Genomic DNA, 19,219 nt, shown 5'->3' with positions numbered 1-19,219 from the left:
CGATACTAGGCACGCCGCAGCAGCACGCTCGCCACAACACCTCCCAGGAACACGGACACGGCGCCGGCCACCAGGCTGACGCTCATGCCCGACGAGAACGCCTCGCGCACCACGGTCAGGTCCGCGCCGCTGTGCAGCGCCTCCGACAGCGACCGTCCCGGCACGCCGTCGGGCAGCGCGGCGACGAACCGCGCGGACAGCAGCGCGCCGAGGATCGCGATGCCGAACGACGAGCCCAGCTCGGTCAGCGTGGACGACAGGCCGGAGGCGATGCCGGCGCGTTCCGGCGGGATCGCGCCCATCAGCGCGTTGACGGCAACCGGTTGGGCCACACCGACACCGACGCCGATCAGCACCAGCCCGGCCAGCGTCGGCGGGTAGGTGGTGCCGATCGAGAGCAGCACCACGCCGCCCGCGACGACCGTCATGCCGAGCAGCATCGCCTTGGCTGCACCCAGTTTCAGCACGAGCTGACCGAGGGTGTTGCTGGTGACGAGCAACGCGATCGCCATCGGCGCGACGCGCAGACCTGCCTCCAGCGGGCTGTAGCCGAGCACGCCCTGGAGGTGTTGCGTCAGCAGGAAGAGCGAGCCGGCCATGCCGAACGCCGCCAGCACGCCCGACGCCACGGCACCGGTGAACCGGCGGTCGGCGAAGAACCCGAGGTCGAGCATCGGGTCGGTGGTGCGCCGCTCCCACCACGCGAACACGGCCATCGCGACCAGCCCCAGCGCGAGCGGCACGCCGAACTGCGGCGAGCCGAACCCGTTCTCCGGCACCGAGATCACCGCGTACACGAGCGAGACCATGCCGATGATCGACAGGACCGAGCCGAGCACGTCCGGCCTGCGCACGGCCGGGTCCTTCGACTCCGGCACCAGGAACGCCACCGCCGCGATCGCGAGCAGCGCCACCGGCACGTTGATCAGGAACACCGAGCCCCACCAGAAGTGCTTGATCAGCGCGCCGCCGATCACCGGACCGGCCGCGAAGCCGAGGCTGGTGACCGCTGCCCAGATGCCGATGGCCTTCGGGCGTTCCTCCTCGTCGAACAGCTGCATCAGCACGGCCAGCGTGCCGGGCATCAGCAACGCCGCCCCGACGCCCATGAACCCCCGCGCCGCGATCAGCGCCTCGGACGAGCCCGCGCAGGCCGCCACGGCACTGCCCGCGCCGAACAGCGCCAGCCCTCCCAGCAACGCCCGCTTGCGGCCGAACCGGTCGCTCAGCGAGCCGGTCGTGAGCAGCAGGCCCGCCAGCGCCAGCGAGTAGGCGTTGATCATCCACTGGATGTCGGCGGTGCTCGCGCCCAGACCGGTGGAGATGGACGGGATCGCCACGTTCAGCACGGTGTTGTCCAGCACCACGACCATCACGGACAGGCAGAGCACGCCGAGCACGGCCCAGCGCTGCGGATGTGGCTGCACGCCGACGGTTTCTGTCGTGGTCGCACTCATGAAAACCTCCCCCTTACGGTGTACGAGCAACTTACAGCGTACGAGACCGCAGGGCGCAAGGGGGTTTTTCTGAACAAGAGGGAAGAAGTGGGAAAAATAAAGGGCGGCCGCGCTCAACCAGCCTGGGGGTCACTGGGAGCGGGGCCGCCGGGACCAAATATAGCGGCTCTTCGGCGGTGGCGCCCAGCACCCCCGCCGAAACGCGACCCAAAAGTTGCCTCGACCAGACCACCGCCCGTGTCCCGCTCATCCGGCAAACGAGTGAAATCCCCCGCTGCCGGTGCGCCGAGCAGGGCCGACGGCCGATGAAGCAGGAGTCGGGTGTCCCTCGAAGGGAGATTCCATGGCTGAACCACAGGGCTGGATCCACTGCCACGACCCGTTCGGTCGAGACAGGTCGATGACCGTTCTGGTGGAGAACGACCGGGTTCTGCTGGTCGCACCACCGGGCGAGGCCGCTGTGATGTCCGCCACCCAGACGCGCCGGCTCGGCTCCCTGCTCGACCAGGCCTCGGCGAAGATGTGATGGACGAGGTCCTGCGCGACGCGGTGCTGCACCGGTTGGCGCTGCTGGAGGAGGTGGCCGAGCAGGGCGCGGCCGAGGCGCTGGTCCCGTTGGCCCGCACCGAGATCCACCGCCTGACGGACGGCTGGCGGTTGCTGCTCACACTGCACCAGCCCGACGAGGACGGCCGGTGCCGGACGTGCCCGAGCCGGCTGCGGTGGAGGCGGCGCTGGCCGTGCCAGGTCTGGAACACGGCACACCGGCACCTGATCGGAGAGGGGCTGCCGCACCGGGAACGCCGCGGGCCGCTGCGCAACCCGTTCACCCGATCCGGTGCGATCGCCGAAGTGCCCCCGCGGACCCCCGCCGAGCCCACGCCCGAGCTGCCGATCTTGACCGACGCACCGCAGGTGGTGCACCGCGCGCCGGTCGTGTCGCGGCCAAAGCACGCGTTGCCCGACTGACCATCAGGCAGGATGGGCCGCATGCATGACGGCAGCGGCCTCATCGCGGTGCAGAACCTGACCAAGCAGTTCGGTTCGGTCGCCGCGGTGCAGAACCTGAGCTTCACCGTGTCACCCGGCAGCGTGACGGGCTTCCTCGGCCCGAACGGCGCGGGGAAGACGACGACCCTGCGCATGTTGCTGGGACTGGTGAAGCCGACCAGTGGCATCGCGACGATCAACGGCAGGCCGTTCCACCAGCTCGGCCAGCCCGGCCGCGTGGTGGGCGCGGTGCTGGAGGCGCAGGGCTTCCACCCGGCGCGCACGGCCCGCAACCACCTGCGCGTGTACGCGGCGGCGATCGGCGTGCCGGACGCGCAGGCCGACCAGGTCCTCGGACTCGTCGGCCTCGCGTCCGCGGCGGACCGCAACGTCGGCGGGTTCTCGCTGGGCATGAAGCAGCGGCTGGCGCTGGCCACCGCGCTGCTCGGCGACCCGCAGGTGCTCGTGCTCGACGAACCCGCGAACGGCCTGGACCCCGAGGGCATCGCGTGGCTGCGGACGTTCCTGCAGTCCTACGCGCGCATGGGGCGCACGGTGCTGATCTCCAGCCACCTGCTGGCGGAGGTCGAGCAGACCGTCGACCAGGTGGTGATCATCTCGCGCGGGCAGACGATGTTCTACGGCCCGCTGGACCAGCTGCGGCAGTCGCAGCGCAAGCGCGTCCTCGTGCAGCCGTCGGACGTCAACTCGCTGGCGACCGCCCTGCGCACGGCCGGCGTGCACGTCGAGCAGCTGCCGGACGGGCGGCTCGCGGTGTCCGGTGTGGACGCCAAGTACGTGGCGGACACGGCGTTGCAGGCGAACGTGTCGATCTACGGCATCCAGGAGGAGCAGGTCGACCTCGAACAGCTGTTCTTCCAGCTCACCAGTGGCCAGTACGCCGGGTACGCGCCGGCGCCGTACCAGCAGCAGCAACAGCAACAGGGTGGTTGGGCCTGATGGGCAACCTCGTACAGGCGGAGCTCCGCAAGACGACCACGACCGGGCTGTGGTGGGGGCTGCTGATCCCGACCGCCGTGCTGGCGCTGGGCTGGGGGCTCGCGACCGGTCTGCTCGGGCAGTTCTTCGTCGACCTCGCGTCGTCGTCGGACGTGGACGAGGTGTCGGACTTCCTAGGCGTGACGCCGGACCAGTGGAAGATCTCGCTCTTCGGCATCGCGCGGGCGATCAACGTGTCGACGATCTTCCCGTTGATCTTCGGTGCGCTGGCGGTGTCCGGTGAGATCCAGCGGCGGACGATCACCACGACGTTCCTGACCGCGCCGTCGCGGATGCAGGCGATGCTGGCCAAGATGCTGGTCTACGTCCTGTGGGGCGCGATCTACGGCCTCGCGATCATGGCCTTCATCGCGCTGGGCGTGGTGCTCACCTCGAACTCCGGGCAGCTGCCGGACGCGGGTGGCTGGGCGATGCTCACGCTGGTCTGCGTGCTGTCGTCGATCCTGATGACGATGTTCGGCGTCGGCGTCGGCGCGTTGATCCCGAACGTCGCGGGCTCGGTCGTGATCCTGATCCTGTACTTCCTGGTGATCGAGAACGTGCTGCACTTCGTGCTCGCCTACCTCGAGGTGCCGTCGGTGATCGGGTTCCTGCCGAACGGGTCGATCAACGGGTTGACCGGGTCGGTCGCGGTCGACCTCTTCCTGTCCACGGCCGGTGTCGTGCCGCCGGAGATCGAGGACGTGCTGCGCGCCATCGCGGGTGCGTCCGGCGCGCTCGACTGGTGGTGGTCGGGACTGGTGTTCGTGGCGTGGGCCGGCGTGGTCTTCGCGGGCGGCTGGGCGGCGACCCAGTCCAAGGACATCACCTGACCTGCGGTTATCACGATTGTCAGACCCGGTCCGTAGCCTCATCCGTGTGAAACAGGGCTGGGTCCGCCGACTGGTGGCGGCGTGTTGGCAGCATCCGCGGCTGGTGGTGCTGTCAGTGGTCGCCGCCGTCCTCGGCGTGGGTCTGCAGGCGGCCGGGCCGTTGCTGCTCAAGGTCGCGGTCGACGACTCGACGGCGGGGCGCACGGACCGGTTGGTGATGCTGGTCGTCGCCCTGGTCGTGCTGGAGGTGCTGACGTTCGCGTCGGCCTTCGTGCGGCGCTACGTCGGCGGACGGCTGGCGCTCGACGTGCAGCACGACCTGCGGCGGTCGGTGTTCTCCTCGGTGCAGCGGCTGGACGGCGCGAAGCAGGACGAGCTGCGCACCGGGCAGATCGTGTCCCGGTCGATCACCGACCTGCAGCTGGTGCAGTCGCTGCTGATGATGGTGCCGCTGGCGGTGGGCACCGTCGTGTTCGCGCTGGCCGCGCTCGCCGCGATGCTCTACCTGTCGGTGCCGCTCACGATCGTCGCGCTGGTCGTGCTGCCGCTGGTGGCGTGGCTGGCCGGGCGGACCCGGCTCACGCTGTTCCCGGCCACCTGGTCGGCCCAGCAGCGCGCAGCCGACCTCGCGCAGCACGTCGAGGAGACCGTCACCGGCGTGCGCGTCGTGAAGGGCTTCGGCCAGGAGGCGCGCGAGGTCGCCCGGCTGGAGAAGCACGCGCGGTGGCTGTTCGCCGAGCGGATGCGGGCCGCGAAGCTGTCTTCGCGGCCGCTGGCCACCGTCACGGCGCTGCCGCTGCTGGGGCAGGTCGGCGTGCTCGGGCTGGGCGGCTGGCTCGCGTTGCACGGGCAGGTCACGCTGGGCACGTTCCTGGCGTTCTCGGCGTACGTGGCGAACCTGGTCGGACCGACCAGGCTGCTGTCGAGCCTGGTGGTGTCCGCGCAGCTCGCGCGGGCCGGCGTGGAGCGGGTCTACGAGCTGATCGACTCGCAGCCGGACGTCACCGACGGGCCCGACGAGGTGCCGCCGGGTCCGCTCGGGGTGTCGTTCTCGGGCGTCACGTTCGGCTACACGCGCAGTGAGCCGGTGCTGACGGACTTCTCGATCTCGGTGGAGCCGGGCGAGACGCTGGCGCTGGTCGGCACCGCCGGATCGGGCAAGTCGACGGTGTCGCTGCTGCTGCCCCGGTTCTACGACGTGCACTCGGGTGCGGTCGCGGTGGGCGGCGCGGACGTGCGGACGTTGCGGCTGGAGTCGTTGCGCGGCGCGGTGGGCGTGGTGTTCGAGGAGGCCTTCCTGTTCTCCTCCAGCGTGTTCTCGAACATCGCCTACGGCAGTCCCGACGCCTCGCGCGAGGAGGTCGAGCGGGCGGCGAAGGCCGCGGAGGCGCACGACTTCATCCAGGCGCTGCCGGACGGGTACGACACGGTGGTCGGCGAGCGCGGGCTGACGTTGTCCGGTGGTCAGCGCCAGCGGGTGGCGCTGGCGCGGGCGCTGCTGTCGGACCCGCGGATCCTGGTGCTGGACGACGCGACGTCGGCGGTGGACAACGCGACCGAGGCCGCGATCCACGCGACGCTGGCGTCGGTCACGGCCTCCCGCACGACGTTGCTGGTGGCGCACCGCCGTTCCACGCTCTCGCTGGCCGACCGGATCGCCGTGCTGGACGCGGGCCGGGTGGTCGACGTGGGCACGCACGAGGAGCTGACCGAGCGGTGCGCGCTGTACCGCGACCTGCTGGCCGGTCCCGGCGAGGCGATCGAGTCGGCGGCCCCGGCACCCACCGGTGACCTGTGGCCGGAGGTGTCGCAGGAGGAGCTCGACCAGCGCCTCGTCGAGGACGCCCGGCCGGCCGGTGGCTCCGGTGCCGCCGCGCTGTCCGGTCGCCGCGGTGGTGGCGGGGGCGCCGCGTCCGCGCTGGCCGGTGGCCCGCCGACGCCGGAGCTGCTGGCACAGGTGCGCGCGTTGCCGCCCGCGACGGAGGAGCCGGTGCTGACCGAGGACCCGACCACACCCGACCCCGGCTTCCGGCTGGCCCGCCTGGTGCGGCCGGTGCGGTGGGCGTTGTTCGGCGTGGGCGCGCTGGTGGTCCTGGACGCGCTGGTCGGCATGGGTCTGCCCGCGCTGGTCCGGCTCGGCGTGGACGGCGGTGTGGTGGGCGGCGAGACGTCGTCGCTGTGGCTCGCGGTCGCACTGGGCGTGGGGCTCGTGGTGGCCGGCTGGCTGACGACGGCCGGCAGCACCGTGCTCGCCGCCCGGCTCGGCGAGCGGCTGCTGTACCTGCTGCGCGTCCGCAGCTACGCCCACCTGCAGCGGCTCGGGCTCGACTACTACGAGCGCGAGATGGCCGGCCGGATCATGACCAGGATGACGACGGACGTGGACGCCCTGTCGACGTTCCTGCAGACCGGCCTGGTCACCGCCGTGATCAGCCTGCTGACCGTCGTCGGCGTGACCGTCGCCCTGGTGGTGACCGACCCGTCGCTGGCCCTGATCGCGCTGGCCGTGCTGCCGCTGCTGGTGGTCGCGACGATCGTCTTCCAGCGCCTGTCCTCGGCGGCCTACGCGGAGGCCCGCGAACGCGTGAGCGCCGTCAACGCCGACCTGCAGGAGAACGTCTCCGGCCTGCGCGTCGCCCAGGCCTACACCCGCGAACGCCGTTCCGCGGAGGCCTTCGCCGAACGCAGCGACGCCTACCGCCGCACCCGCCTGCGCGCGCAGCGGTACATCGCGACGTACTTCCCGTTCGTCGCCATGCTGTCCGGCGTGGCCCAGGCCATCGCCCTCGCCGCCGGCGCCCACCGCGTCGCCACCGGCAGCCTCAGCCCCGGCGTGCTGCTGGCGTTCCTGCTGTACCTCGGCATGTTCTTCAGCCCGTTGCAGCAGCTGTCCGGTGTCTTCGACGGCTACCAGCAGGCCCGCGTGGGCCTGCGCCGCATCGGCGACCTGCTGCGCACCCCGACCACCGTCTCCCCACCGGCGTCCCCGGTGCCGGTCCCGGCGCACCTGCGCGGCGAGGTGGAGCTGCGCGGCGTCTCCTTCGCCTACCCCGGCACCGACCAGCCGGCCCTCGCCGACGTCTCCCTGCACGTCCGCCCCGGCGAGACCGTGGCACTGGTCGGCGAGACCGGCGCCGGCAAGTCGACCCTCGTCAAGCTGGTGGCCCGCTTCTACGACGCCACCGCGGGCACCGTCCTGGTCGACGGCGTCGACATCCGCACCTACGACCTCCAGGCCTACCGCCAACGCCTCGGCGTCGTCCCGCAGGAAGCCCACCTGTTCGGCGGCGACGTGGCGGAGAACGTGGCCTACGGCCGCCCGACCGCCACCCACGACGAGATCGAGCAGGCCGTGACCTCGGTCGGCGCCCTGCCGATGGTCGCCACCCTCCCCTCGGGCTTCCACCAGCCCGTCGGCGAACGCGGCAACCGCCTGTCCGCCGGCCAACGCCAACTGGTCGCCCTCGCCCGCGCCGAGCTCGTGCACCCCGACCTCCTGCTCCTGGACGAGGCAACCGCAGCCCTCGACCCGGCCACCGAGTCCGCGGTCCTCGCGGCCAGCGACCACCTGGCCGGCTCCCGCACGACCTTCGTGGTCGCCCACCGCCTGGCCACCGCGGCCCGCGCGGACCGCATCGTGGTGCTGGAAGCAGGCCGCGTCGCCGAGGTCGGCACACACGACACCCTCCTGGCCGCCAACGGCGCCTACGCCCGCCTCTGGCGACACGGCACCTCAACCCCCTGACCCTCGCCCCTGCTCCCGCCGCCCACCGCTTGGGGCGGCCAACGCGTACACGCTGCCGCTCGCCCGCGAGGTCGGCCGCGCAGGCACTCGCCCGCGCCTTCGCACGGCGGTAGGCGGGCGCGTGCCGTTTGCGGTCGGCACCGGGTTGAGCCGGACACGCTGCCGGTCACCTCGGGAGGGGTGGTCGCGCAAGGCGCTCACCTGCGCCTCGCACCGCGGTAGGCGGGCGCGTGCCGGATGCGGGCGACACCGGGTTGAGGCGAGCACGCTGCCGGTCACCTCGGGAGAGGTGGTCGCGCAAGGCGCTCGCTTGCGCCTTCGCACCGCGAATGGGCACGTCACCCGCAGTCTTGGCGCCAGGGGCCAGGCACGTTCTCTGTCACGTCGGCACAGCGGTCGGCCACGTCGCCCGCTGTGTCGGCACGCGGGCTGGGCACGTTGCCTGTCACGCCGACACAGCGGTCGGACACGTCACCCGCCACGTCGGCACGCGGGCCAGGCACGTCGCCCACCACATCGGCACCCAAGTCGAACAGCCGCAGACCGCGCGTTCGGGGTCCATCGCCGCTCCGCGGCAACCTCCGCTCCGACCGCCACCCGCCCCACGACACCAACCCCGCCCGTGGCGCCCCCCACGAAACCCTCGTGATCGGCCCCGTCCTCACGTACAAAGCGAACACCCCCACCCCCAGGAGCTCGCCGTGCCCGGTCGCCTCAAGGTCCTCTACGTCACCGACCTCTCCTACCCCGCCCGCGGCCGCCGGTACTGCGACGAGGACATCCACCTGACGTCCCGCCTGCGCGAGCACTTCGACATCGCGCTGTGCAACCCCCGGGACGCCGCCGCGTTCATCCGCGGCGGTGGCGGGTTCGACGTCGTGGTCGTGCGCAACAGCGGGCCGGTGATCGACTACCCGGAGGCGTACCGGGAGTTCAGGGAGGCGGCACTGGCGAGTGGCATCACCGTCTACAACCCGCTCACCGGCAAGGGCGACATGGCGGGCAAGCAGTACCTGGTCGACCTGACCGCGCTGGGGTTCCCGGTCATTCCCACGGTGGAGCGGGTCGCGGACGTCGGGCGGTTGCCGGAGGCGGAGCTGTACGTCGTGAAGCCGAAAGCGGGAGCGGATTCTCACGGGCTGGAAATCGTCCCGCGCGAGAAAATCCGGGACGAGAGCGACATGCTGATCCAACCGAAGGTCGACTTCAAATACGAGGTGTCGTTCTATTACGTCGACCGCGAGTTCCAGTACGCGTTGAACGCACCCGATCCCGCGCGGCGCTGGGAGCTGGTCGAGTACCGGCCGACCGGTGCGGACCTCGCGTTCGCGGAGAGGTTCGTCGAGTGGAACGGGCTGGAGCACGGCATTCAGCGGGTCGACGCGTGCCGGACGCGGGACGGGGAGCTGTTGCTGGTCGAGCTGGAGGACCTCAACCCGTACCTGTCGCTGGACCGGGTACCTGAGCGGACGAGGGACCGGTTCGTCGAGGCCGTGGTCAAGTCGATCACCGGTTCGGCCGGCTGACCGGAAGAGCGGGATCATTCCTCTGAGCGAAGTCGTTGTACCCGTCGTGATCTGATCACTGCGTTCGGTGTCCGTCCCGGTCCGGGAGCGCGGCGGAAAAGCACGATGGGATGCTTTACAGCGAGTTCCACCTCAAGGGATGCTCAACTGCGGGTGACGCGAAGGCCGTCCTGATCGATCCTGTGACAGAGCACTCCTTGCCAGGTGCCTCCAGCGTGTGAAGGGCCACGCTGAGGGGACTAACCTGACTACCGCATGAGTCACCACCAAGAGCGAGATGGATAGAGGCGAGCGCCAGCCGTGTCCAGCAGCAGTCCTGCGTCACAGTTCGGGCCGAACGAGTGGCTCGTCGAGGAGATGTACGAGCAGTTCCTCGCGGACCCGTCATCCGTAGACCCGGCATGGCATGACTTCTTTGCCGACTACAAGCGATCGGGCGGGAACGGGAACGCCGCCTCGGCGAGCGCGGGTGGCACGACGACCACCACGACCGTGACGCCACCTGCCGCTGACACCGGCAAAGCCCAGGCCGCACCCAAGGCAGAGGTCAAGGCCGCGCCGCAGCCCGCGGCCGCCAAGCCCGCCGCCGCGAAGCCCGCCGCCGCCGCCAAGCCCGCGGCTGCCAAGCCGGCGCCGCAGCAGGCCGCGAAGGCCGCCCCGGTCACGCCGAGCGCGCAGCCCGAGCAGAAGCAGCTGCGCGGTGCCGCCGCCGCCATCGCGAAGAACATGGAGCTGTCGCTCACCGTTCCGACCGCGACCAGCGTGCGTGCCGTGCCCGCCAAGCTGCTGGCCGACAACCGCATCGTCATCAACAACCACCTGAAGCGGACGCGTGGCGGGAAGGTCTCCTTCACCCACGTCATCGGCTACGCGGTCGTGCGGGCGCTGCAGGCGTTCCCGAACATGAACCGCCACTACGCCGAGGTGGACGGCAAGCCGTTCGTCGTCACGCCGGAGCACGTGAACTTCGGCCTGGCGATCGACCTGCCCGGCAAGGACGGGCAGCGCACGCTGGTCGTCGCCTCGGTCAAGGGCTGCGAGAACATGACGTTCACGCAGTTCTGGCAGGCCTACGAGGACCTGATCCGCAAGGCCCGCGGTGGGTCGCTCACGTCGGAGGACTTCTCCGGCACCACGATCTCGCTGACCAACCCCGGCACGATCGGCACGAACCACTCGGTGCCGCGGCTGACCGCGGGTCAGGGCACGATCGTCGGCGTCGGCGCGATGGAGTACCCCGCGCACTTCCAGGGCACCAGCGAGCAGGCGCTCACCGACATGGGCGTCAGCAAGATCATCACGCTGACCAGCACCTACGACCACCGCATCATCCAGGGTGCGGAGTCCGGTGAGTTCCTCAAGCGGATCCACCAGCTGCTGCTCGGCGAGGACGGCTTCTACGACGACATCTTCGCGTCGCTGCGGCTGCCGTACGAGCCCATCCGCTGGGTCGCCGACATCCCCGAGGGCGCCGTCGACAAGACCGCCCGCGTGATCGAGCTGATCGACGCGTTCCGCACCCGCGGCCACCTGATGGCCGACACGGACCCGTTGAACTACCGCCAGCGCAGCCACCAGGACCTCGACGTCCTGAGCCACGGCCTGACGCTGTGGGACCTCGACCGGGAGTTCCCGGTCGGCGGGTTCGCCGGCCAGGAGCGGATGAAGCTCCGCGACATCCTCGGTGTGCTGCGCAACTCGTACTGCCGCACGGTCGGCGTCGAGTACATGCACATCCTGGAGCCGGAGGAGCGGCAGTGGATCCAGGAGCGCGTCGAGGTCCCGCACGAGAAGCCCCCGGCCACCGTGCAGAAGTACATCCTCAGCAAGCTCAACGCGGCTGAGGCGTTCGAGACGTTCCTGCAGACCAAGTACGTCGGGCAGAAGCGCTTCTCGCTGGAGGGCGGCGAGACCGTCATCCCGCTGCTCGACGCGGTGCTGGACAAGGCAGCCGAGCACGAGCTCGACGAGGTCGTCATCGCGATGCCGCACCGCGGCCGCCTGAACGTCCTCGCGAACATCGTCGGCAAGCCGATCTCGCAGATCTTCCGCGAGTTCGAGGGCAACCTCGACCCCGGTCAGGCGCACGGCTCCGGCGACGTGAAGTACCACCTCGGTGCCGAGGGCAAGTACTTCCGGATGTTCGGCGACGGCGAGACCAAGGTGTCGCTGACGGCGAACCCGTCGCACCTCGAAGCGGTCGACCCGGTGCTCGAGGGCATCGTGCGCGCCAAGCAGGACCTCATCGGCATCGGCGGCGACACCTTCCCGGTGCTGCCGGTCGCCATGCACGGTGACGCGGCGTTCGCCGGTCAGGGCGTCGTGGCCGAGACGCTGAACCTGGCCCTGGTGCGCGGTTACCGCACCGGCGGCACGGTCCACATCGTCGTGAACAACCAGGTCGGCTTCACCACCGCGCCGGAGCACTCGCGGTCGTCGAAGTACTCGACCGACGTCGCGAAGATGATCGGCTCGCCGATCTTCCACGTGAACGGTGACGACCCCGAGGCCTGCTACTGGGTCGCGAAGCTCGCTGTCGACTACCGCCAGCGGTTCCGCAAGGACGTCGTGATCGACATGGTCTGCTACCGCCGCCGCGGTCACAACGAGGGCGACGACCCCTCGATGACCCAGCCGGCGATGTACGACGTGATCGACCAGAAGCGCTCGGTGCGCAAGACCTACACCGAGTCCCTGATCGGCCGCGGCGACATCACGGTCGAGGAGGCCGAGAAGGCGCTGCAGGACTTCTCCAGCCAGCTGGAGCACGTCTTCAACGAGGTCCGCGAGCTCGAGAAGCACCCGATCGTCGCGAGCCCGTCGGTCGAGTCCGAGCAGCAGGTCCCGGCGAAGCTGCCCACGGGCATCACCCGTGAGGTGCTGGAGCACATCGCCGACGCGCACGTGAACCTCCCGGAGGGCTTCACGCCGCACGCCCGCGTCAAGCCGGTGCTCGACCGCCGCGCCAAGATGGCGCGCGAGGGCGGCATCGACTGGGCGTTCGCGGAGCTGCTCGCGTTCGGCTCGCTCGCACTGGAGGGCCGCAAGGTCCGCCTGGCGGGCCAGGACTCGCGCCGCGGCACGTTCGTGCAGCGCCACGCGACCCTGATCGACCGCAAGACCGGCGAGGAGTACACGCCGCTGCAGAACCTGTCGCCGGACCAGGGCAAGTTCATGGTCTACGACTCGGTGCTGTCGGAGTTCGCGGCGGTCGGCTTCGAGTACGGCTACTCCGTGGCGAACCCGCAGGCGCTGGTGCTGTGGGAGGCGCAGTTCGGCGACTTCGTCAACGGCGCGCAGCCGATCATCGACGAGTTCATCTCGTCCGGTGAGGCCAAGTGGGGTCAGCGTTCCGACGTCGTGATCCTGCTGCCGCACGGCCACGAGGGCCAGGGCCCCGACCACACGTCGGGCCGCATCGAGCGCTGGCTGCAGCTGTGCGCCGAGGGCTCCATGACCGTCGCGGTGCCGTCGACGCCGGCGAACTACTTCCACCTGCTGCGCCGCCACGCCCTCGACGGCGTCGACCGGCCGCTGATCGTCTTCACGCCGAAGTCGATGCTGCGCCTCAAGGCGGCCGTCAGCGGCACGGACGAGTTCATCAACGACCGCTTCCAGTCGGTGATGGACGACCCGACCGTCAAGGACCGCAACGCGGTCACGAAGGTCCTGCTGTGCAGCGGCAAGATCTCCTACGAGCTCCACTCGGAGCGGGAGAAGCGCGCGGCGAGCGACGTGGCGATCGTGCGCGTCGAGCAGCTCTACCCGGTCCCGGCCCGCAAGCTGACCGAGACCCTGGAGAGCTACCCGAACGCGAAGGACATCCGCTGGGTGCAGGAGGAGCCGGCGAACCAGGGTGCGTGGCCGTTCTACGGTCTCGCCCTGCCGGAGCTGCTGCCCGCGCACCTGTCCGGTGTGAAGCGGGTGTCGCGCCGCCCGATGGCCGCGCCGTCGGCCGGTTCGAGCAAGGTGCACGAGGTCGAGCAGCGCGAGATCATCAACCGCGCGTTCGAGTAAACCCGGGTACGCCCGAACGAGCCGCCGGATCCGACTGGGTCCGGCGGCTCGTTTTTCCAGCCCTCACAGGAGTTCAGGCCATGTACCACACCGATCGCGGCATCGAGGAGCTCGAGAAGCGGCGCGGCGAGGAGGAGGTCACGTTCGCGTGGCTCGCCGACAAGCTGCGGGAGTTCGTCGACGCCAACCCCGACTTCGAGACGCCGATCGAGCGCTTCGCCACGTTCCTGGCGCGCGACGACGACGACTTCGAGGACTAGTCCCCGCGCTTCCTGCGAACGCACGCGGGGACCTTTCGTACTCTCTGAGGATACGAAAGGTCCCCGCGTGCGTTCAGCAAGCAGGGGGTGGCTACCAGGCGTAGGCCTCGGGGGCCGGCTTGGAGCCGTTGGGAGCGGGGGCCGGGAAGAGTTCGTCGAGCTTCGAGAGAACGTCCGCGTCGAGCTTCAGCTCCGCCGCCCGCAGCGAGCTGTCGAGCTGCTCGCCGGTGCGCGGGCCGATGATCGGCGCGGTCACGCCCTCCTGGTGCAGCAGCCACGCGAGACCGACGTTCGCCGGGTCCTCACCGATCTCCGCGCAGAGCTTCTCGTAGGCATCAATGGCGTCGCGGTGCTTCTCCAGCGCGTCCGAGGAACGGCCGGAGGCGCTGCGGGAGGCGCCGCCTTCGCGCTGCTTGCGCAGCACGCCGCCGAGCAGGCCGCCGTGCAGCGGTGACCACGGGATGACGCCGAGGCCGTAGTGGCGCGCGGCCGGCAGCACCTCCAGCTCGATCCAGCGGGTCATCAGGTTGTAGATCGACTGCTCGGACACCAGGCCGAGGAACCCGCGGGTGCGCGCGGCCTCCTGCGCCTGGGCGAGGTGCCAGCCGGCGAAGTTCGACGAGCCGAAGTAGATGACCTTGCCCTGCTGGCGCAGGACCGAGAAGGCCTCCCAGATCTCGTCCCACGGCGTGTCCCGGTCGACGTGGTGCATCTGGTACAGGTCGATGTAGTCGGTCTGCAGGCGCTTCAACGAGGCGTCGGCGGCGCGGCGGATGTTCAACGCCGACAGCTTCGTCTCGTTCGGCCACTCGCCCATGCTGCCGTAGAGCTTGGTGGCGATGACGGTCTTCTCGCGCCGGCCACCGCCCTGCGCGAACCACCGGCCGATGATCTGCTCGGTGACGCCCTCGCCCATCTTCCAGCCGTAGACGTTGGCGGTGTCGAAGAAGTTCAAGCCGTGCTCGTGGGCGCGGTCCATGATCGCGTGGCTGTCGGCCTCGGTCGTCTCGGGGCCGAAGTTCATGGTGCCGAGGCACAGGCGGGAGACAGAGAGGCCGCTGCGGCCGAGGTTCGTGTAGTCCATGGCTCAACCCTGCCCCTCCCGGCAGTGCTTGACCACGTGGAGCTGCTCCAGGTGCGCCCGGCGCGGCCCTTCACAGCCGCCACAGCTCGGCCACAGTTTTGACAGTATTGCCGGCTGAATTTTCGAACCTCCCATTTCACCCGTTGGTGCGGTTAAGTTCGTCACGTTCCCCAAGTTCATTCCCTGCCAGGAGGAACCAATGGCACGACAACGAGGTCGTGTGGCGGTTGCGGCGGCACTCGGGATCGCTTCCACGGCGATCTGGGCGCCCACTGCGGTCGCTGAGCAGGCCGTGCTGCCCGGTGCCGGCGAGAAGGCCGTCGAGGGCAGCTACATCGTGGTGCTGAAGGACGGCGCGCACACCCCTGCCGCGACGCTGGCCTCCCGCTACCGCGGCACGGTCCGGCACACCTTCACGACCGCGCTGAACGGCTTCTCCGTGGCCGGTCTGTCCGAGCAGCAGGCCCGCAGGCTGGCGGCCGACCCCGCCGTCGACTTCGTCGAGCGCAACACGTTCGCGACGATCCAGGGCACCCAGGCCAACCCGACCTGGGGACTCGACCGGATCGACCAGGCGAGCCTGCCGCTGAACCGCTCCTACACCTACCCGAACACCGCCGGGAACGTGACGGCGTACATTCTCGACACCGGCATCCGCAAAACGCACGTCGATTTCGAGAACCGCGCCTCGGACGGTTACGACTTCATCGACAACGATTCAGTGGCGCAGGACTGCAACGGCCACGGAACACATGTCGCGGGCACCGTCGGCGGTAAGTCCTACGGTGTTGCCAAGCAGGTGAAGCTCGTCGGCGTGCGGGTGCTCGACTGCGCGGGCAGCGGCCCGTGGGACGGCATCATCCGCGCGATCGACTGGGTCACGCAGAACGCGAAGAAGCCGGCCGTGGTGAACATGAGCCTCGGTGGCAGCGGCACGAACAGCTCGTTGGAGAACGCGGTGCGGCGCTCGATCAGCTCCGGCACCACCTACGTGCTCGCCGGCGGCAACAGCGGCCAGGACGCGTGCGGCTTCACCCCCGCCCGCACCCCCGAGGCGATCACCGTGGGTGCGTCGGACCGCAACGACCGGCGGTCGATCTGGTCGGCGGGCTCGTCGAACTACGGCCGGTGCCTGGACATCTGGGCGCCGGGCAGCGAGATCGTGTCCGCGTCGCACAGCAGCGACACCGGCACGCGCTCGATGGGCGGCACCTCGATGGCCTCCCCGCACGTGGCGGGTGCCGCGGCGCTGTACCTGAGCGCCAACCCGTCGGCGACGCCCGCCCAGGTGCGCAACGCACTGGTCGGCGCGGCGACGCCGAACAAGCTCACCGACACCAGGACCGGTTCGCCGAACCTGCTGCTGAAGGTGTGAGACATGCCGTCGTCGTCACTCCCTGCACCGGCGACGGCCATCCTGCGCCCTTGATGCTCCGGCCGAATGCGGCTCGGCCGTGAGCGTCGATCCACCGGGGGCGCCTCGCGGTGGGAGTGGGTACTAGTCCCACTCCCACCGCACTCCGTAGATGCCCGGCTTCGCGTTGCGCACGTGGATGTGGGTGGACGCGGTGGTCCCGATCCACAGGTCCGACACCGCGGTCTCCGGTTCGTGCAGCGAGGGCCGGGTGAACTCGAAGCACCGCGCGGGCACGGCGTCGGGGTGGAAGTCGATCTGCAGCACGTAGTCGCCCACCGGCCGCAGGAACCGCCGGTCGCAGACCTCGCTCTCCGCGCCGGGCCGCATCTTGGCCGTGTAGTCGACCAGGGCGGTCTCCCCCGCCCGCAGCATCCGGTCGAACAGGATCTCCGCGACGAGGAACCCGGTGGTGTCGTCGCTGCGCACGCGCCCGAGCCGGCACGGCGGACCCGCCTCGACCGTCGCGACACCGAGGTCGGTGGCGTCGGCCAGCTGAATCGCGAGGAACCGGTCGACCCCGTCCTCCAGTGCCTGCACGACACCGGTGCAGTGCATCTCGACCTCACGCCGGTCCGGCCCGATCACCTGCCGGTCGCGCACGGTCAGGTAGGTCGACGCGGTGGGTTGCAGGCGGTCGATCCGCGCCATGACCTCACCGAGGTCGGTGGCCCGCGAGTCCCACATGTCCTCCAGCGACATCGCCTGCCCGACCCAGCGGCCGCGGGGGCGCTTGTCGCCGAGGCGGTCGGTGAGGTGGCCCTCCGCCAGCCCGAGGAGCTCCTCCAGCGCCGTGACGACCTTCAGCGACTCGGGGCGTTCCGGGCGGCTGCGGCCGCGGCGCCAGTAGCTGAGCGTCGACACGCTCACCTGCATGCCGCGGGCGGCCAGGTGGTGCTGGATCCGTTCGAGGCTGAGCCCGCTGTCGTCGACGGCCCTGGTCAGCGCGTCCGCGAAATCCGCCACGGGTGGAACCATACGGCCGCCGGGCCCTGCGCCAGTAGGCCCACCCGGAGGGTTACAAGATCGCTATCTCGTTCGGTGCCAGATCACCTGTTCGCCGTTCTTCCAGACGGCGTGCGTGAGCGGCACGCCGGGCCGGTAGGCGAGGTGGGTGATCGACGGCGCGTCCAGCACGTGCAGGTCGGCGCGGGCACCGGCGCGGATCACGCCGACGTCGTCGCGGCGCAGGGCCAGCGCACCGCCGAGCGTGGCGGCGCGGACGGCCTCCTCGACGCTCAGGAACATCTGCAGCACCGCCGTCGCCACGCAGAACGCCATCGACGAGGTGTAGGACGAGCCGGGGTTGCAGTTGCTGGCCAGCGCCACGGTCGCGCCCGCGTCGAGCAGGGCTCGTGCCGGGGGCAGCGGCTGGCGGGTGGACAGGTCGCAGGCCGGCAGCAGCGTGGCGACCGTGTCCGACGACGCCAGTGCGTCGACGTCGGCGGCCGAGAGGTAGGTGCAGTGGTCGACGGAGGCGGCGCCGAGCTCGACGGCCAGCCGCACGCCGGGGCCCTCGCCGAGCTGGTTGCCGTGCACGCGCAGGCCGAGGCCCTTCTCCCGTGCCGCGAGCAGCACCGCCCTGGACTGGTCGTGGTCGAACGCGCCCTTCTCGCAGAACACGTCGGCCCAGCGCACCAGCGGCGCCACGGCGTCGAGCATCTCGCCGCGCACCAGGTCGACGTAGGTGTCGGCGTCCTCGCCGGGCGGGACGAGGTGGGCACCGAGGAACGTGACCTCCTCGACGTGCTCGGCGGCGATGCGGGCCGACCGCACCTCGTCGCGGACGTTCAGGCCGTAACCGGTCTTGGTCTCCAGGAACGTGGTGCCCTGCCGCAACGCCTCGGCGACGTGCCGGCGCACCCCCTCGGACAGCTCCTGGTCCGACGCCCCGCGGGTCGCGCCGACGGTGACCGCGATGCCGCCCGCGGTGTAGGGCTGACCGGCCATGCGCGCGCCGAACTCGGCGGTGCGGTCGCCCGCGAAGACCAGGTGGGTGTGCGAGTCGACCCAGCCGGGCAGCACCGCCCGGCCCTCGACGTCGACCTCCACGTCGGCGGCGGGGGCGTGCGCGGCGGACCCGACCCACGCGATCCGGTCGCCGTCGACGACCAGCGCGTCCCCGGTGTCGTCGGTGTTCGTGGTGAGCTCACCGATGCCGGTGATCAACACGCTCATGCCCACAGCTCCTCGATCGCGGACGCCAGCAGCCGGCCGACGTCTCCCAGGGTCTCGTGCACGCCACCGGAGGCCACCACCCGGCCGCCGACCACCACGGTGTCCACGTCGGACGCCGTCGCGGACAGGAACACCTGCTCCGGCAACGACCCGGCGGTGCGCGGGGTCGAGCGGCTGATCGCCACCAGGTCGCAGGGCGCGCCCGGTTCGATCCGCCCGCCGTCGCGGCCGAGCGCCGAGTGCCGGGTGGCGGCGGCGCGCAGCTCGACCGGCGAGAACCGGCCGCGCTGACCGGTGCGGAGGCGTTCGCCGTGCTCCAGCGCGCGCGTTTCGAGCAGCGGGTCGACGACGGCGTGCTGGTCGCTGCCCAGCGACAGCGGGCTGCCCGCGTCGGCGAGCTCGCGGGCCGGTCCGATGCCGTCCGCCAGGTCGGCCTCGGTGGTCGGGCAGAAGCACGCGCCGGTGCCGGTGCCGCCCAGGGTGGCGATGTCCTCTGCCGTGAGGTGGGTGGCGTGCACGGCGGTGGTGCGCGGGCCCAGCGCCCCCGCCTCGGCCAGCAACGCGGTCGGCGTCAGGCCGTAGGCGGCGAGGCAGGCCTCGTTCTCCGCGGGCTGCTCGGAGAGGTGCACGTGCAGCGGCGCGTCCGGGAACGCCTGCGCCACCACGGAGAAGCTCTGCGCGCGGGACGGCCCGCACGGAGTGGATCGCGGCACCGA

General features: G+C 70.8%; 14 protein-coding genes. 9 read left to right on the top strand and 5 right to left on the bottom strand.

Annotation, left to right across the window (positions count from 1 at the left end):
• Positions 1-5: 5 nt before the first annotated feature.
• Positions 6-1,457 carry an MFS transporter gene (locus ACVDFE_RS11290; protein ID WP_360395233.1) on the bottom strand — a complete coding sequence of 484 codons (1,452 nt, stop codon included), beginning with the start codon at positions 1,455-1,457 and terminating at the stop codon, positions 6-8.
• 343 nt (positions 1,458-1,800) lie between these two features.
• Between ACVDFE_RS11290 and ACVDFE_RS11285 the strand changes: the two genes are divergently transcribed.
• The 8 genes from ACVDFE_RS11285 (at position 1,801) to ACVDFE_RS11250 (ending at position 13,827) form a co-directional block, all read left to right on the top strand.
• Positions 1,801-1,983, top strand: coding sequence for a hypothetical protein (locus ACVDFE_RS11285; RefSeq protein ID WP_360395230.1), 183 nt, complete (start codon positions 1,801-1,803; stop codon positions 1,981-1,983).
• Positions 1,983-2,426: a hypothetical protein gene (locus ACVDFE_RS11280; RefSeq protein WP_458430389.1), complete on the top strand. Its 444-nt coding sequence runs from the start codon at positions 1,983-1,985 to the stop codon at positions 2,424-2,426. Before ACVDFE_RS11285 ends, ACVDFE_RS11280 begins: the two co-directional genes overlap by 1 nt.
• A gap of 21 nt (positions 2,427-2,447) precedes the next feature.
• Positions 2,448-3,407 (top strand): ABC transporter ATP-binding protein, encoded by a 960-nt coding sequence (locus tag ACVDFE_RS11275; protein WP_360395224.1) that lies wholly within the window; start codon positions 2,448-2,450, stop codon positions 3,405-3,407.
• On the top strand, positions 3,407-4,279 hold the full coding sequence (locus ACVDFE_RS11270) for a hypothetical protein (protein ID WP_458430388.1): 873 nt from the start codon (positions 3,407-3,409) through the stop codon (positions 4,277-4,279). The genes ACVDFE_RS11275 and ACVDFE_RS11270 overlap by 1 nt, the downstream gene beginning before the upstream one ends.
• A gap of 46 nt (positions 4,280-4,325) precedes the next feature.
• Positions 4,326-8,024, top strand: coding sequence for an ABC transporter ATP-binding protein (locus ACVDFE_RS11265; protein ID WP_458430387.1), 3,699 nt, complete (start codon positions 4,326-4,328; stop codon positions 8,022-8,024).
• A 701-nt stretch (positions 8,025-8,725) separates the two neighbouring features.
• Complete coding sequence (locus tag ACVDFE_RS11260) at positions 8,726-9,550, top strand: hypothetical protein (protein ID WP_458430386.1); 825 nt, start codon at positions 8,726-8,728, stop codon at positions 9,548-9,550.
• A gap of 300 nt (positions 9,551-9,850) precedes the next feature.
• On the top strand, positions 9,851-13,567 hold the full coding sequence (locus ACVDFE_RS11255) for a multifunctional oxoglutarate decarboxylase/oxoglutarate dehydrogenase thiamine pyrophosphate-binding subunit/dihydrolipoyllysine-residue succinyltransferase subunit (protein WP_458430385.1): 3,717 nt from the start codon (positions 9,851-9,853) through the stop codon (positions 13,565-13,567).
• An 80-nt stretch (positions 13,568-13,647) separates the two neighbouring features.
• Complete coding sequence (locus ACVDFE_RS11250) at positions 13,648-13,827, top strand: DUF6104 family protein (RefSeq protein ID WP_030471325.1); 180 nt, start codon at positions 13,648-13,650, stop codon at positions 13,825-13,827.
• Between the two features lie 91 nt (positions 13,828-13,918).
• Here ACVDFE_RS11250 and ACVDFE_RS11245 read toward each other — a convergent pair whose 3' ends face one another.
• Positions 13,919-14,911: an aldo/keto reductase gene (locus ACVDFE_RS11245; protein WP_360395209.1), complete on the bottom strand. Its 993-nt coding sequence runs from the start codon at positions 14,909-14,911 to the stop codon at positions 13,919-13,921.
• Positions 14,912-15,110: 199 nt separating this feature from the next.
• Between ACVDFE_RS11245 and ACVDFE_RS11240 the strand changes: the two genes are divergently transcribed.
• Positions 15,111-16,286, top strand: coding sequence for a S8 family peptidase (locus ACVDFE_RS11240; RefSeq protein ID WP_360395206.1), 1,176 nt, complete (start codon positions 15,111-15,113; stop codon positions 16,284-16,286).
• A gap of 123 nt (positions 16,287-16,409) precedes the next feature.
• Here the strand turns inward: ACVDFE_RS11240 and ACVDFE_RS11235 are convergent, their stop codons facing one another.
• From ACVDFE_RS11235 to ACVDFE_RS11225, 3 genes are all read right to left on the bottom strand, one after another.
• Positions 16,410-17,291: a hypothetical protein gene (locus ACVDFE_RS11235; RefSeq protein ID WP_360395203.1), complete on the bottom strand. Its 882-nt coding sequence runs from the start codon at positions 17,289-17,291 to the stop codon at positions 16,410-16,412.
• Positions 17,292-17,354: 63 nt separating this feature from the next.
• The gene (gene hutI / locus ACVDFE_RS11230; protein WP_458434317.1) at positions 17,355-18,503 is read right to left on the bottom strand and encodes an imidazolonepropionase; all 1,149 of its coding nucleotides are present in this window, start codon (positions 18,501-18,503) and stop codon (positions 17,355-17,357) included.
• Positions 18,500-19,216 carry an amidohydrolase family protein gene (locus ACVDFE_RS11225; RefSeq protein ID WP_458434316.1) on the bottom strand — a complete coding sequence of 239 codons (717 nt, stop codon included), beginning with the start codon at positions 19,214-19,216 and terminating at the stop codon, positions 18,500-18,502. Before ACVDFE_RS11225 ends, hutI begins: the two co-directional genes overlap by 4 nt.
• Between the last annotated feature and the right edge of the window lie 3 nt (positions 19,217-19,219).

This window comes from Lentzea chajnantorensis (assembly GCF_054300775.1).
The sequence above is the reverse complement of the archived record's forward strand: the minus strand, read 5'-3'. Positions and strand labels throughout refer to the sequence as shown.